11 protein-coding genes and 1 pseudogene are annotated in these 12,764 nt (G+C 72.1%); 3 read left to right on the forward strand and 9 right to left on the reverse strand.

The features are described from left to right. Nucleotides 1-51: 51 nt before the first annotated feature. From ACFY6U_RS02665 to ACFY6U_RS02680, 4 genes are read right to left on the reverse strand one after another with little or no spacing between them, the layout of a single operon-like run. Entirely contained in the window at nt 52-1,371 is a 1,320-nt protein-coding gene (locus tag ACFY6U_RS02665; RefSeq protein WP_390034715.1) for an MFS transporter, read from the reverse strand. Then, nucleotides 1,368-2,576 (reverse strand): type III PLP-dependent enzyme, encoded by a 1,209-nt coding sequence (locus ACFY6U_RS02670; RefSeq protein WP_390034716.1) that lies wholly within the window; start codon nt 2,574-2,576, stop codon nt 1,368-1,370. The genes ACFY6U_RS02665 and ACFY6U_RS02670 overlap by 4 nt, the downstream gene beginning before the upstream one ends. Continuing rightward, nucleotides 2,573-4,282, reverse strand: coding sequence for an IucA/IucC family protein (locus ACFY6U_RS02675; RefSeq protein WP_390034717.1), 1,710 nt, complete (start codon nt 4,280-4,282; stop codon nt 2,573-2,575). Before ACFY6U_RS02675 ends, ACFY6U_RS02670 begins: the two co-directional genes overlap by 4 nt. A 37-nt stretch (nt 4,283-4,319) precedes the next feature. After that, the gene (locus tag ACFY6U_RS02680) at nt 4,320-5,894 is read right to left on the reverse strand and encodes an IucA/IucC family protein (protein WP_390034718.1); all 1,575 of its coding nucleotides are present in this window, start codon (nt 5,892-5,894) and stop codon (nt 4,320-4,322) included. A 407-nt stretch (nt 5,895-6,301) separates the two neighbouring features. Between ACFY6U_RS02680 and ACFY6U_RS02685 the strand changes: the two genes are divergently transcribed. The 3 genes and pseudogenes from ACFY6U_RS02685 to ACFY6U_RS02695 all read left to right on the forward strand — a co-directional run. Beyond that, nucleotides 6,302-7,063 carry a response regulator transcription factor gene (locus ACFY6U_RS02685; RefSeq protein ID WP_390034719.1) on the forward strand — a complete coding sequence of 254 codons (762 nt, stop codon included), beginning with the start codon at nt 6,302-6,304 and terminating at the stop codon, nt 7,061-7,063. Continuing rightward, nucleotides 7,060-8,523, forward strand: a complete 1,464-nt coding sequence (locus ACFY6U_RS02690) for a sensor histidine kinase (protein ID WP_390034720.1) — start codon at nt 7,060-7,062, stop codon at nt 8,521-8,523. Before ACFY6U_RS02685 ends, ACFY6U_RS02690 begins: the two co-directional genes overlap by 4 nt. Nucleotides 8,524-9,748: 1,225 nt before the next feature. Beyond that, a pseudogene (locus ACFY6U_RS02695) lies at nt 9,749-10,246 on the forward strand (carbohydrate binding domain-containing protein); the annotation flags it as partial. Between the two features lie 52 nt (nt 10,247-10,298). On the opposite strand, the gene ACFY6U_RS02700 reads toward ACFY6U_RS02695, so the two are convergent. The 5 genes from ACFY6U_RS02700 to ACFY6U_RS02720 all read right to left on the reverse strand — a co-directional run bounded on the left by ACFY6U_RS02700 (nt 10,299) and on the right by ACFY6U_RS02720 (nt 12,710). Further along, on the reverse strand, nt 10,299-10,916 hold the full coding sequence (locus ACFY6U_RS02700) for a methylated-DNA--[protein]-cysteine S-methyltransferase (protein ID WP_390034721.1): 618 nt from the start codon (nt 10,914-10,916) through the stop codon (nt 10,299-10,301). Beyond that, a complete protein-coding gene (locus ACFY6U_RS02705) occupies nt 10,913-11,404 on the reverse strand; it encodes an RNA polymerase sigma factor (RefSeq protein WP_390034722.1) in 492 nt (163 codons plus the stop codon). The genes ACFY6U_RS02700 and ACFY6U_RS02705 overlap by 4 nt, the downstream gene beginning before the upstream one ends. Before the next feature lie 49 nt (nt 11,405-11,453). Further along, nucleotides 11,454-11,966, reverse strand: coding sequence for a methylated-DNA--[protein]-cysteine S-methyltransferase (locus tag ACFY6U_RS02710; RefSeq protein WP_390034723.1), 513 nt, complete (start codon nt 11,964-11,966; stop codon nt 11,454-11,456). 88 nt (nt 11,967-12,054) lie between these two features. Next, nucleotides 12,055-12,381, reverse strand: a complete 327-nt coding sequence (locus ACFY6U_RS02715; protein ID WP_390034724.1) for an ATP-binding cassette domain-containing protein — start codon at nt 12,379-12,381, stop codon at nt 12,055-12,057. Continuing rightward, nucleotides 12,348-12,710 carry a signal peptidase I gene (locus ACFY6U_RS02720; RefSeq protein WP_351499496.1) on the reverse strand — a complete coding sequence of 121 codons (363 nt, stop codon included), beginning with the start codon at nt 12,708-12,710 and terminating at the stop codon, nt 12,348-12,350. The genes ACFY6U_RS02715 and ACFY6U_RS02720 overlap by 34 nt, the downstream gene beginning before the upstream one ends. Nucleotides 12,711-12,764 lie beyond the last annotated feature (54 nt).

Genomic DNA, 12,764 nt, shown 5'->3' on the forward strand with positions numbered 1-12,764 from the left:
CGCCCCGCCCCCAACCTCTCCTACATGTTGTAAGAGTAGGGCGTGCCCGCACTACGCATGCGGCCGCCCCCTGGCCAGAGGCGGCAGCGGGCCGACTTCGGAAGCCGCGGCTCCGGTCTCGGTGCCTGCCCGCAGCCCTTCGACCCGCACCCGCCGCCGGTTTCGGTTCGCGAACAGGAGGGCGAGCGCGAGCGCGGTGACGAGCGAGACGCCGCCGCCCAGGACCAGGGTGAAGCGGGCTCCGAGAGTGTCGGACACCAGGCCGACCAGCGGTGCCCCGACGGGGGTGCCGCCGAGGAGGACGAGAAAGTACACGGACAGGACGCGGCCCCGCAGCGGTGGGTCGGCATGGAGCTGGATCAGCGCGTTGGCGGTGGTGGTCACGGTCACCGCGGCACATCCGGTGACGAACAGCAGGAACAGGAACGAGCCGTAGCCCGGCATGAGGCCCTGCGCGACTTCCAGGGCGCCGAAGCCGATCGTGGTGGAGGTGAGCCGGCGTGCGGTGGGGGGCCTGCCGTGGTGGGCCCAGTAGACCGCGCCGAGGAGGCCGCCCAGGGCGTAGGCGGCGGAGAGGCAGCCGAAGGCGGCGGCGCCCGTGTGGAACACCGTGACGGCGACGAGCGAGACGGTGACCTGGAAGTTGAGACCGAAGGTGCCGACGAAGGCGATGAGGCCGACCGGCAGGAGCAGTTCCGGGGTGGTGGCGATGTGGCGGAGTGCCTCGCGCGCTCGGGTGGGGCCCGGTCGCGCGCGGACCGGGGCGTCCGGCGTGCCGGTACGGATGGTGATCAGGCCGTAGAGGACGGCCAGGTACGAGGCGGTGTTCAGGAGGAACACCGGGCCGGTGCCGAAGGCTGCGACGGTGAGGCCGGCGAGGGCCGGGCCGACGGCGCGGGCCATGTTGAACTGGGCGGCGTTCAGGCTGACCGCGCCGGCCGTCTGCTCGGGGGAGACGAGTTCGCAGATGTAGGCGTTGCGGGCGGGACTGTCCACGGCGGTGGCGGTGCCGAGGGCGAAGGCCAGCGCGTAGAGGGACGGCAGGTTCACCGCTCCGGTCACCGTGAGCAGTCCCAGCAGGAGCGACTGGGCGGCCATCGCCGTCTGGGTCAGGAGCAGCGTCCTCCGCTTGGGATACCGGTCGGCCAGCACGCCTCCGGTCAGACCGAGCAGGGTCTGCGGCAGGAACTGCAGCGCGGTCACGATGCCGACCGCGCTGCCGCTGTTGCCGGTGGTGTGGAGGACGAGCAGGTCCTGGGCGGCGCGCTGCATCCACGTGCCGATGTTGGAGACCAGCTGTCCGAGCAGGTAGCGCCGGAAGTTCCGGACGGCGAGCGCGTGCGTCACCGGCAGGCGGAAGACGGCGCTCATGACGTCCGACGGGCATACGTGTCGACTGCGACGGGCACGCCGGTGTCGTCGAGGTGGTGGAAGGTCGGGTGGGGGTGCATGAGGAAGGCGTGGTGGGAGATGTTCCAGGCGTAGGCGCCGGCCATGGCGAAGGCGACCCGGTCGCCGACGCGCAGCCGTTCGGTCATGATCCGGCTTGCCAGTACGTCCTTGGGCGTACACAGCTGTCCGACCAGCGTCACCGGCTCGTCCCGGACCTCCGGGCGGTTCCAGGGCCGCGGCCAGGTGTCGTCGGGGATCACCTCGAAGGGCTGGTCGTGCTGTTTCGCGGCCGGGGTGCGCAGGTGGTGGGTGCCTCCGCGCAGTACGGCGAAGGCATGCCCCCGGCTGAACTTGATGTCCAGGACCTGGGTGACGTACCGGCCGCAGTACGCCGTGACCGAGCGGCCGGGCTCGATCCGCAGGGTGAGGCGGGGGTGGCGGGCGAGGATCCGGCGCAGTCCGGCGCCGAGGGCGGGCCAGTCGAACACCCTGGGCGGATGCGTGTAGTCGACGCCCATGCCGCCGCCCACGTTGACTTCGCGCAGGTCCACTCCGCGACCGCGGGCCCAGCTCTCGGCCCAGGCGAGGACCTTGTCGACGAGCAGGAGATGGGGCTGGGCCTGGAGGCCGCTGGCAAGGTGGAAGTGGAGGCCGCGCAGTCGGACGCCCGGGACCGACTCCAGCACCTCCAGGCAGCGGTCCAGTTGTACCGGATCCATGCCGAACGGCCCGCCGCCCATGGCCAGGGCGACCCGGCCCACGTCGACGGGCAGGTTGACGCGCAGCAGGACGTCCACGGTCCGGTCGCCCAGCAGGGTGGTGAGCAGGCGGAGTTCGTGTTCGCTCTCGACGTGCAGGCGCTCGGCTCCCGCGTCCAGTGCACGGGCCAGCTCCTGCTGGGTCTTCCCCGGGCCGCCGAAGGCGATCGGTGCGCCCGGAACGAGGGCGCGGACGTGGTCCAGTTCGCCGCCGGAGGCCACCTCGAAGCCGTGGACGTGTCCGGCGAGGGTGCGCAGGATCCGGGGGTCGGAGTTGGCCTTGGCCGCGTACAGCAGCTCGACGCGGTCCGGCAGTGCGGCCCGGATCATGCGCACGTGTTCGCGCAGGTCGGGCAGGTCGTAGACGTAGGCGGGCAGATCGTCGTCGGGCAGTGCGGCGACGAGGTCGTACGTCTCGGGCCTCACCGGACCACCTCGCGGGGGAAGTCCGCGCCGAGCGGGCTGGGCAGGGGCACGTAGGTCGCGTGGCGGTCGGCCTTGCGGGACCAGCGCAGCAGGAGGTTGGCCTTGGCCGGCAGCGGTACGCCGGACAGCAGGGCGCGCAGGCGCGGTGGTTCGGCGGCGGTGCGGGCGTAGGCGGCGAGGTGGTCGCGGACCAGGCCCCACAGGGCGGGTTCCAGCGCCGGGGCGAGGTCGGCCAGCGCGCTGAGGAGTTCCGCGGTGTGGTTGACCAGGAGGCAGTACGCGACCCGGTTCCAGCCGTGTTCGGGATCGTAGGTGAGGGGACCGCGCACGTCGTCAGGGAGCTCGGCGAGGGCCTGCCGGTGGCGGCCGGGCAGGAGCTTGGTGCCCTCCAGGTCGCGGAAGAACATCTGCGCGGGCGTACCGTCGGCCTCGACGCCGACGACGACGTTCTGCAGGTGGGGTTCGAGCACGACGCCGTGTTCGAAGTAGGCGGCGAGGACCGGCGGCAGCAACAGCCCGAGGTACGCGTCCCACCAGGCCAGGATGTCTCCGTCGCCGCGGGCGAGCAGCTGGGACACATGGGCTGCGCCGGTCGGGTACTCGTCCGCCACCGCGGCGGCGAGCAGAGGTGTGACCCCGGGACGCAGATGGTGGCGCAGGCCGGAGCGGACGATGACGCCGAAGCCCTCCAGGAGGGCGGTGTCGCCGGCCGTGTCGAGGGCGCGGTAGCCGGGCTCGGCCAGGAGCGCGCAGCCCGGGAAGCGGTCGGTGAGCCGGGCGAAGACGGGCTGGAGCAGCCGGTTGAGGGCAACGGCGCCGGACAGCTCGTAACTCGCGTTCCTGCGGACGCAGTTGGTGAGACGGACGTTGAGGCTGAACTTCAGGAACGCGTCGGTCTCGGGGGCGTACAGCGTCCGCACCGATGCGGTCGGTACCAGCTCCGGGCCGCCCGTGCCGGTGTCCACGACATCCCCGGCGGCGACCGCCTCGCGCAGCCGGTCGTGGTCCTTCAGCAGCCGGTACTGCCAGGGGTGCACGGGGAGTACGGCGAACTCCGGGCCGGCCACCGGGTGCAGCGCGTCCAGCACGTGCGGCTCGCCCTCCTCCCGTACGAGGCGGCGGCGCACGGCCAGGTAGCGCAGACGGAAGCGGGTGCCGGTCTCCGGGCCGTACGCCAGCCAGTCCGCCGGGTCGCCGGTACGGGCCTTGGGCGTGGGGTGGAAACGGTGGCCGAACACCAGGGACTGCTCCGAGGCCACGTACGGGTCCGCGGCCGTCCGGGTGCCCGCCCGCTCCTCCAGTACGACGCGGATCGTCTCGCGGCTGTCCGCCACCTGGCCCAGGAACTCCTCGTTGGCCAGGCCCGTGCGCTGTTCCAGTTCCTCCTGGATGCAGCCGGCCAGCTCGCGCCAGTCCACGGTCACCCAGGAATCGCCGTCGAGCCGCTGTACCGAGCCCTGGAAGCGATGCGCTCCGATCAACGAGGTCCGCCGCAGCGCGGCACGCAGCAGCAGGCCCCGGCGGGGCAGTCGGAGCAGGAGGTGGTCGTCGACGACCGTCACCTGGTGCTCGGGGGCGGACACCTCGCGGATCAGGCAGTTGAGCAGTGTGTGGGTCGTGACGAGGTCGGCCGTCCGCGACGGCTCCGCGGTCGGGGAAGGGACGGTGGTGGCGCTCTCGGTGTGGGGGGCCGTGCCGGTGGTCATGTGGTCGCTCCAGTGGGACAGCGGTCGGTGTCGGAGGTCAACGGCAGAGCGCCAGGGGGTTGGGCACGGACGTCCATTGCGCGGCGCCCGGGTTCTCGGACAGGCGCATGGCGACGGTCGCCTTCAGCGGCATCGTGTCCCCGAAGAACGCGGCCGCGTCCTCCTGGTCCGGCAGGTCGGCGAAGGCGTGGCGTCCGGCCTCGGCGACCGTGCCCCACAGCGCCCGTGGCTCGGCCGCCCGGGTCCGGCCGAGGACGTCGACCAGCTCGCTGAAGACCCCGCTGACCAGGCCGCCGAAGAGCTTGGTGCGCAGCGCGCCGATGTCGTCGCCGGCGCGGGTGCCGAGCAGCGGTGGCAGCGTGAACCCGCACCGGGCCAGGCGGCGCGGGCTGACCCGTACGCCGTCCAGGTCCCGGTACAGCACCCGCACCGGCCGCCCGTCGCGCAGGACGACCAGGGTGTTCTGGCCGTGTGCCTCCAGCGCCACCCCCATGGACAGCAGCGTCAGGGCGGGCGGCAGGACGAGGCCGGCGAGGTCCGCCAGCCAGCGCACCGGGTCCCCCGACACCACGGCGGCTCCGGTCGCGTGCACGGCCGTGAGCGGAACGGCGATCTCCCCGGCGTCGAGGTGGCACTCGGTCGATTCGCGGATCATGGTGGTGAGGCTTGCGGAGGGGTGTCCGTCCACGCGCACCGAGCCGCCGCCCAGCTCCCGCAGGACGCGCAGGCTGTCGCTGTGTCCGGCCTTGTCGAGGACGGCCGCGACCAGGTCGGACAGCGGGGGTCCGTCGGCGACCTCGGCCGGGGAGACGGTGCGCCGGTAGTTGGTGACCTGGACGTCGAGCGCGGTCTTGACGTGGCATCCGGGCAGCGCGCCGAGCGGTGCGAGGGTACGCAGCGACAGCAGCGGGCGGGCCGGGATCGTCTCCTCCACGACGGCCAGGTCGCGGTGGTGCCCGAGCACGTGGTCCCGCTGCCAGGGGTGCACCGGCAGCAGGTAGGCGTCGCCGTCCCGCAGCGTCCGCGGCCAGTCGCCGGCGCCCTGCCAGCGGCCGGCCGGGACCCGGACCAGGGCCAGCCGGACGACCGGGCGGTGTTCGGGCGCGTAGGCCAGCACGTCGGCGACGGACATGCCGGTGCGCGTCCGGCAGCAGGGGTGCTGCGGGTGGCCGTCGACGACCGCCTGCTCGGCGTCCGCCGAGTCGGCCGGGGAGACCTTCCGGCCCGCGTTCGCGGCTCTGGCGAGGGCCAGGTTGACGACGCTGTTGTCGAGTTCGGCCGCCAGCCGCTTTGCCGCGGGGGTACGCAGGCCCAGCTGTCCCAACAGCCGGGCCGGGTCGCTGATCGGCCCCTCCGGCCCCGACACGGCGAAGTCCCGCGGAACGTCGGCGAACGGCCGCGCGCCCGCCTCGGTGGCCGAGAGCGAACCGCCCCTTTGCAGCTCGATAACCAGAGATCCGGCCTCACGGCGACGCCTGGTCACACCGGGCAGGGGTTCTCGTCCGAAGGCGCTCCACAGCCGGGCCAGCACGGTGGCGCGCGCTCCCGGGAGCGCGGCCGCGAAGGGCTCCACCAGGTCCGGGCGGATGCGGCGCAGTTCGTCGATGGGCATGCGGTGTCCCTGGTCCTCGCGGTGGCGGATGGTCCGGCGGTGCTCCGGTGGCACCGACCGCCCTCGACGCTAGGGGAAAACGATCAATGGAATTGCCAGAGCGAATACAGCGAGAGGCCGCGGACACCCCCGGAACAACGTTTCGTCCTACGCCGTTCCGGCCGCATCAGCCGAGAAGGGCTCCGGGGCCCGCCGACTGACCCTGGATCAGGTTCCGACTGCCACCTGGGAGACCGAGGGCCGGCGTCCGACGTCTTAACCCTGGGCTAACGCCACGCTGGCCAGGCCCTTGATGTCGTCAAGAAGCCGCGCCCCAGCGAATGAGCCGGCCGTGGAAGATCACTGGCTCGGGGGAGCTTGCGGCGTTTGCGCCACGCGCCGTGGCCGGTGTCTGTGAGCCTTTCGGCATGCGTGTCTTGCTGATCGAGGACGACGACCGGGTGGCCGGGCCGCTGGCGGAGGGGCTGCGCCGTTTCGGGTTCACCGTGGAACACGCCAGGACGGGGGCCGAGGGCCTCGCCGCGCCGGAGGCGGCGATGGTGCTGCTGGACCTGGGGCTGCCGGACATGGACGGCATCGACGTGTGCCGGACGCTGAGATCCCGCTCGTCCGTGCCGATCATCATGATCACGGCCAGGGACGACGAGGTGGACCGTGTCCTCGGGCTCGAACTGGGTGCGGACGACTACGTCTCCAAGCCCTTCGGCGTACGGGAGCTCGTCGCCCGGATCCGTGCCGTCACCCGCCGCGCCCGCCCAGCGGTCCCGGACCGCCAGTGGGGATCTGCGAAGCCCTCCGACGGCCTCGGTCATCCCGGGACGCCCGACATCCAGCGGATCGGCCCGCTGACCATCGACCGCCGCACCCGGCAGGTACGCCTGGACCAGACGTCCATCGCCCTCGCGCCCAAGGAGTTCGACCTGCTCACCTGCCTCGCCGAGGACCCCGGTGCCGTATGCTCCCGCCGGCAGATCCTCGACGCGGTCTGGGAACCCAACTTCTTCGGCCCCACCAAGACCCTGGACGTCCACATCGCCGCGCTGCGGCGCAAACTCGGCGACGCGTCCTGGATCGAGAACATCCGCGGAATCGGCTTCCGCCTCGTCCCCCCGGCGCATCTCGACGCCCCGTCCACCGCGGTGCGGGCGCGCGGCGGAGAGACCCGGTGACCCGTCGCCTCCTGCTCAGCCACCTGAGCCTGATACTGCTCGTCCTGCTCGCGCTCGAAGTGCCCTTCGGCGTCTTCTACGCCCGCAGCGAGCTGGCCCGCTTCTCCCGCACGGCGGAGCAGGGGGCGATGACGCTCGCCGAGGTCTGCGAGGACAAGATGGAGCACGGACTGACAGCCGACCTGCCCGACCTCGCCCTCGCGTACGGGCGGCGGACCGGCGGTACCGTGCTCGTCGCCGACCGCCGGGGCATCGTCCTCACCGACACCGCTGCCCATGCCGTGGTCGGCGAGGACCTGTCCGCCGAGCCGGACATCTCCGCGGCACTGCACGACCGCCCCAGCGTCGGCACGCGCGGGGGCACGCCCGCGGACGGTGCATTCCTCTTCGTCACCGTGCCGGGCGGGTCCAACCCCGCCGTCGCCTGTGTGGTGCGAACGGTGTACGCGCTGGGTCCGCTCAAGGCCAGGGTGCGCACCACCTGGCTGGTCCTCGCCGCCGTCGGTCTCGGAGTCCTCGCCGCGGCCTCCCTGATCGGGTTCGCTCTCGCGCGCTCGATCACCCGCCCCGTGCAGGCCCTGGAACGCGCCACCGCGCAACTCGCCGAAGGCCGGCTCACCGATCCACCGGCCACCGACCACGGGCCACCGGAACTGCGCAGGCTCGCCGCGTCGTTCACCCGGACCGCGACCCGGCTTCAGCACCTGCTCCAGGCTCAGCAGGCGTTCGCCTCCGACGTGTCACACCAGCTGAAGACACCCCTGACCGCACTACGCCTGCGCCTGGAGAACTTCGAGCCGCACCTCGCCCCCTGCGCCCAGGAGAGCCTCGACAAGGCGGTCGGGGAGTTGGAGCGGCTCAGCCGCATGGTGCAGGGGCTGCTCGCACTCGCACGGCTGGAGAACACGGAGATCCGGGCAGAGGCCGCCGATCTCGATGCCGTCGTCTCCGACCGCGCGGCCATCTGGACGGCCTTCGCCGACGAACAGCAGGTCGACATCATCGTGTCCGGAGGCACGTCCGTTCCGGTGCTGGCAGTCCCCGGTGCGCTGGAACAGATCATCGACAACCTGCTCTCCAACGCGCTCCGGGTGTCCGCGCCGGGAACCGCCGTCACGCTGGCCGTCGTCACCACCCCCGCACAAGGCACCCGCACCCCGCCCATGGCCGAGTTGCATGTGATCGACCAGGGCCCCGGCATGACCGAGGCCGAACGGCACAGGGCCTTCGACCGCTTCTGGCGAGCTCCCCACGCCGACCACGACGGCACCGGCCTCGGTCTGCCACTGGTCCGGCATCTCACCCGCGCAGGAGGGGGCGAGGTCACCCTGGAGGCGGCCCCCGGCGGCGGACTCGACGCGGTCGTCCGCCTCCGGCACGCCGAATGCCGGAACCAGCAGGATCGCCTCGTCACCACCACGGACGTCGACACGGCGGCCCGATCGGCACCCGCCCGGTAGGGCGCGGGGAGCGGAGTCACTGCACCGTCACGTTGACGGCAGGAGAGTGGGTCTGACCGGAGGCGACACGGAATTGCCGGGTGCCTTTCCTGTGGACCCGGGTGGCGAAGGCGTAGGTGTCGCCCTTTTCACCCTGGAGTTGACGTGGACCGGTATCCACTTGCCGCTCTTGTCGATGTGGAGCATGACCGCCGCTCCGGGCCGAATGCCGGAGGTGTGTCCGGCGAACCGGACGGTCTGACCGGCCTTCACGGTCGTGGGGCTTGCCTTGACCGTGATCGACGCCGGTTGCGTCGGCGTTGTTGCCGCCATGGCTCCACCGGCTCCTGCGGACAGCAGTGCGGCAGCCGGCCCAGAACTATTTCCCGCCGATTACCCTCGCGATGCTGCGAAATGCCGATGAGGCCGGTCCAGCGCGATCACAACGGGATCCGCCACCTGCCCGGACGGGACCACGCATCACTCGTTCGGTCTACACACCCTGGGTCCCCGGGTGCGGCGTCCCTCGTTCGGCCGCACGGTGGACATGGCCGGCTTGCCGCCGAGTGACAGCCGTGATCGCCAGCTTCGCGGGGAGGCGCCGTGATCGTCACAGCTCTACTCACCCCGTTGGTACCACTTCTCCTGCTGTTCGGACTGCCCGTCCTGGAGGACCGCCTGTTCCCGCCATCACCGACTCAGCAGGTACAGCCGGAACCGGACGGGACCGAACACGACTGACGCCCTGCCACGGACTCGACACGGCGGCTGGTCGGATCCGACACCGCGGCCGAGTTCACCGGGCCCCCGCGCCCCGGCCGACGGCGGGACAGCGGAGCTCACGAGCGTCGGGCGTGGCTCCCCCGGGGGCCCGGTTGAACCTCCGGAGCGGGCGGTGCGTATGAGTTCCGCAGGGACAGCACCGGTCTGTGCCACGGGACGGAAGGAGAGCACCGTGCCCACGCCGCCCGCGTCCGACACACCGGACGACCGCACCGCGCCGGAACCCGTCCGCGTGCTGCGCATGCGCAACACCGACGCGCTGGCCCAGTTGCTCGACGACATACGCCAGGACGAGGACTACCGCGGCCATGCAACCGTTCCCCGCACCCCGGCCGACGGCGGGACAGCGGAGCTCCCCGCGTCACCCGACGACGGCACCCGCCCGCGCCCGGGGCCCGGACAGCGCCGGGCGGCCGTGTCGATCGGGGTCGCCGCGGCGGCCGTCGTCGGGTTCGGCGGCTGTCTGCTGATCCCCAGCCCCACCGAGGCCACCCCGGCCGCTCCCCCGGCGAGCGCGTCGGCCGCCCCGACATCGGCCGTGCCGGGCGTGGCCGGGGGCGCCGGCGTTCTGGCCAACCCCGGCTTCGAGTCGGGCGTCCTCTCGCCGTGGAACTGCGCCGGCGACCCGGGCTCGATCGTCTCCTCCCCCGTCCACACGGGCTCCAAAGCCCTCCAGGGGACGGTGAGTTCGAGCGACACCGCGCAGTGCGACCAGACCGTCGCGGTACGGCCGGACACCACCTACTCACTCAGCGGCTGGGTCCGCGGCTCCTACGTCTACCTGGGCGTGAACGGAGGCGCCTCCACCTGGACCGACTCCCCCTCCCGGTACAGCCCCCTGACCGTCTCCTTCACCACAGGCGCCTCCCAGACCAGCGTGACCGTCCACGTGCACGGCTGGTACGCGCAGGGCAGCTACTACGCCGACGACATCACCCTGAACCGGGCCGACGGCGGTGGCACCTAGAGCCTGTCGCCGGCGGCAGAGGTCCTGGGCGCCTCCTCGGCGGTGCTCATGCCGCGGCCTCCAGGTTCAGCAGCGTGGTCTTGGCTTCGAGGCCGCCGACGTAACCGCCGAGCGTGCCGTCGGTGCGCAGCACGCGGTGGCACGGGACCACGATCGGCAGCGGGTTGGTCGCGCAGGCGGTACCCACCGCTCGGACGGCCTTGGGATTGCCGACGAGTTCGGCCATGTCCCGGTAGCTGCGGGTCTGGCCGTACCCGATCTCGGGCAGGTGCGTCTGCACCAGGCGCCGGAATCCGCGGGACAGGGACAGGTCCAGCGGCAGGTCGAAGACCCGTCGGCGCCCGGCGAAGTACTCGTCGATCTCGCGAGCCGCTCCGTCCAGCCGCTTCGGGGCGCGCAGGATGCGCGGGCTGAGCTTCTGGCCGAGGGCTTCCAGGACTCGATCGTGGCCCTCGCCGGCGTACGCCACGCGGACCAGGCCCTTCGGGGTGGCGGCGAGCAGCAGTTCGCCGACAGGTGAGTCGATGGTGGTGTAGGCGACATCGACGAGATCGGCTCGCTCCGCCGCCTGCTCCAGACGGCGGTGGAGCCGGCTGAGGGTGTCGGCGTCCACGGGCGTCGACAGCAGGGCGGTGATGTCGTCATCGTCGCGAGTGCCGCTCATGATGCTGCTCCTTTCGTGCTCGCGTCCGGATATCTCTTCCTGAGGTTCTTGAGCCCGTCCGCGGCGGCTCTGCGGGCCGCGTCGGCGGTGCCGCCGAGGATCTCCGCGATCTCGGCGTAGGCCAGTCCCGCCACGTAGCGGTAGGCGACGGCCTGGCGTTGTCTGCCGGGAAGGTCTCTCACCGCGGCCCACAGGTCAAAGTCCCCGGAGTCCGGAAAGCCCTGCCGTGTCGGTGCCTCCGGCACCTCGTCGACCGGCAGCGGGCTCCGCTTCGCGGCACGCAGCACGTCGATCGCCTTGCGGTGCGCGATCGTCACGAGCCATGCCTCCACGTTCGCCGTCTCGGGCAGGCCGGGATAGGCGCGCATGGCGGAGAGGAAGGTCTCCGACCACGCGTCGTCCGCGTCGTGCGGGCCGAGGACGACCCGGCAGACGCGCAGCACCGTGGCACCGTGCTGCGCGACCACGTTCTCGAACGGCTGTTTCATGTCCATCCCATTGAAGACGTGCCTCTGGCGACAAACGCGTGTTTCCCCGTCAGAACAACCGTCCTGCGCCGGCCGCGGACGGCTCCTCGATCTCCAGCAGCGCCTGCTTGCGCTTCAGCCCGCCGGCGTATCCGGTGAGGGAACCGTCGGAGCCGACGACGCGGTGGCACGGCACGAAGATGCACAGCGGGTTCGCACCCACGGCCCGCCCGACCCGTTGCGCGAGGCGGCGGTCTCCGACCTGCTCGGCGATACGCCCGTAGGTGGTCGTGTCACCGCACTGGACGGCCTTCACGATGTCCCAGACGGCGTGCTGGAACGCGTCGCCCTCGGCGGCGAGCGGGAGATCGAACTGCCTGCGTCGCCCCGCAAGGTAGTCGCCCAGTTGCCGGACCGCCTCGTTCAGCAGCGCGTCCGTCGAGTCGGTCACCTCGGGGCCGAACGCCTCCTGCGGGGGCCGACGGACGTGGTGCCTGAAGTACAGGTCGGCGATCGTCCCGCCCCTGGCGACGAGTGTGACCGGTCCGAGGCGGGTCTCGACCACGATGTGCCGCGTGCTCATCCGCGTCTCCCTTCTCCTGTCTCCTGTCCGGTAGACGCACGCCGCCCGCAGAACGTGAGATGTCGGAGCCCGGGAACTGCACCGCCGCTCATCGCGCCCTGCGGGGCGGTGTGAAGACGTAGAGGCCGAGGATGTCGGGGCAGGGGGCGACGCCGGGGGTGACGACTCCGGCAGCGGGGGCGAGGACGCCCGCGAGCAGGCGCAGCAGCGTCGACCTGCCCGACCCGTCGGGGCCGAGCAGGCCGGCGGTCTCCCCGGGACGGAGGGCGAGCGTCAGGCCGTCGACGACGACCTTTCCGTCGATGCGGCGGGCGACTCGCTCGGCGATCCGGCCCGTCGTACGTGGCCGGCCTCCGGGCCACCGGGTGCCGGCGGCCCGTCCTACGGCGCCGCGTATCCGGGCACGGAAGGCCATCGCACGGTCAGGACGACGGAATCGTCCTCCGCGGCCCAGGAGTGATCCACTCCCTGGCCCCAGACGACGTAGTCGCCCTGCTCTTCCAGGAGCACGCTACGGCCGGGGAACTCCAGGCGGAAACGACCGGTGACGAGCACCAGGAGAGTGGTGCGCACCTCGCCCTGCACCCACTGCGTCCGCTGTTCGCCGCGTGGGTGGACGCCCCATTTGACCTCGACGGCTCGGCTGTGCCGTGGGTCGTCGTGCTCCTTGAAGTGGCCGAGCAGCCATCCCCGGTCCGTCGCCGCGTCCTTGCCCGCCTTGCCCACGTACACGCTGTCCGCCATGCGTCCGCACGCTAACAGCCGGCGACCGCACGGGGTGGAGCAGAGCGCAGCGGT

It is taken from the genome of Streptomyces sp. NPDC013157 (assembly GCF_042899865.1).
Taxonomy (GTDB): domain Bacteria; phylum Actinomycetota; class Actinomycetes; order Streptomycetales; family Streptomycetaceae; genus Streptomyces.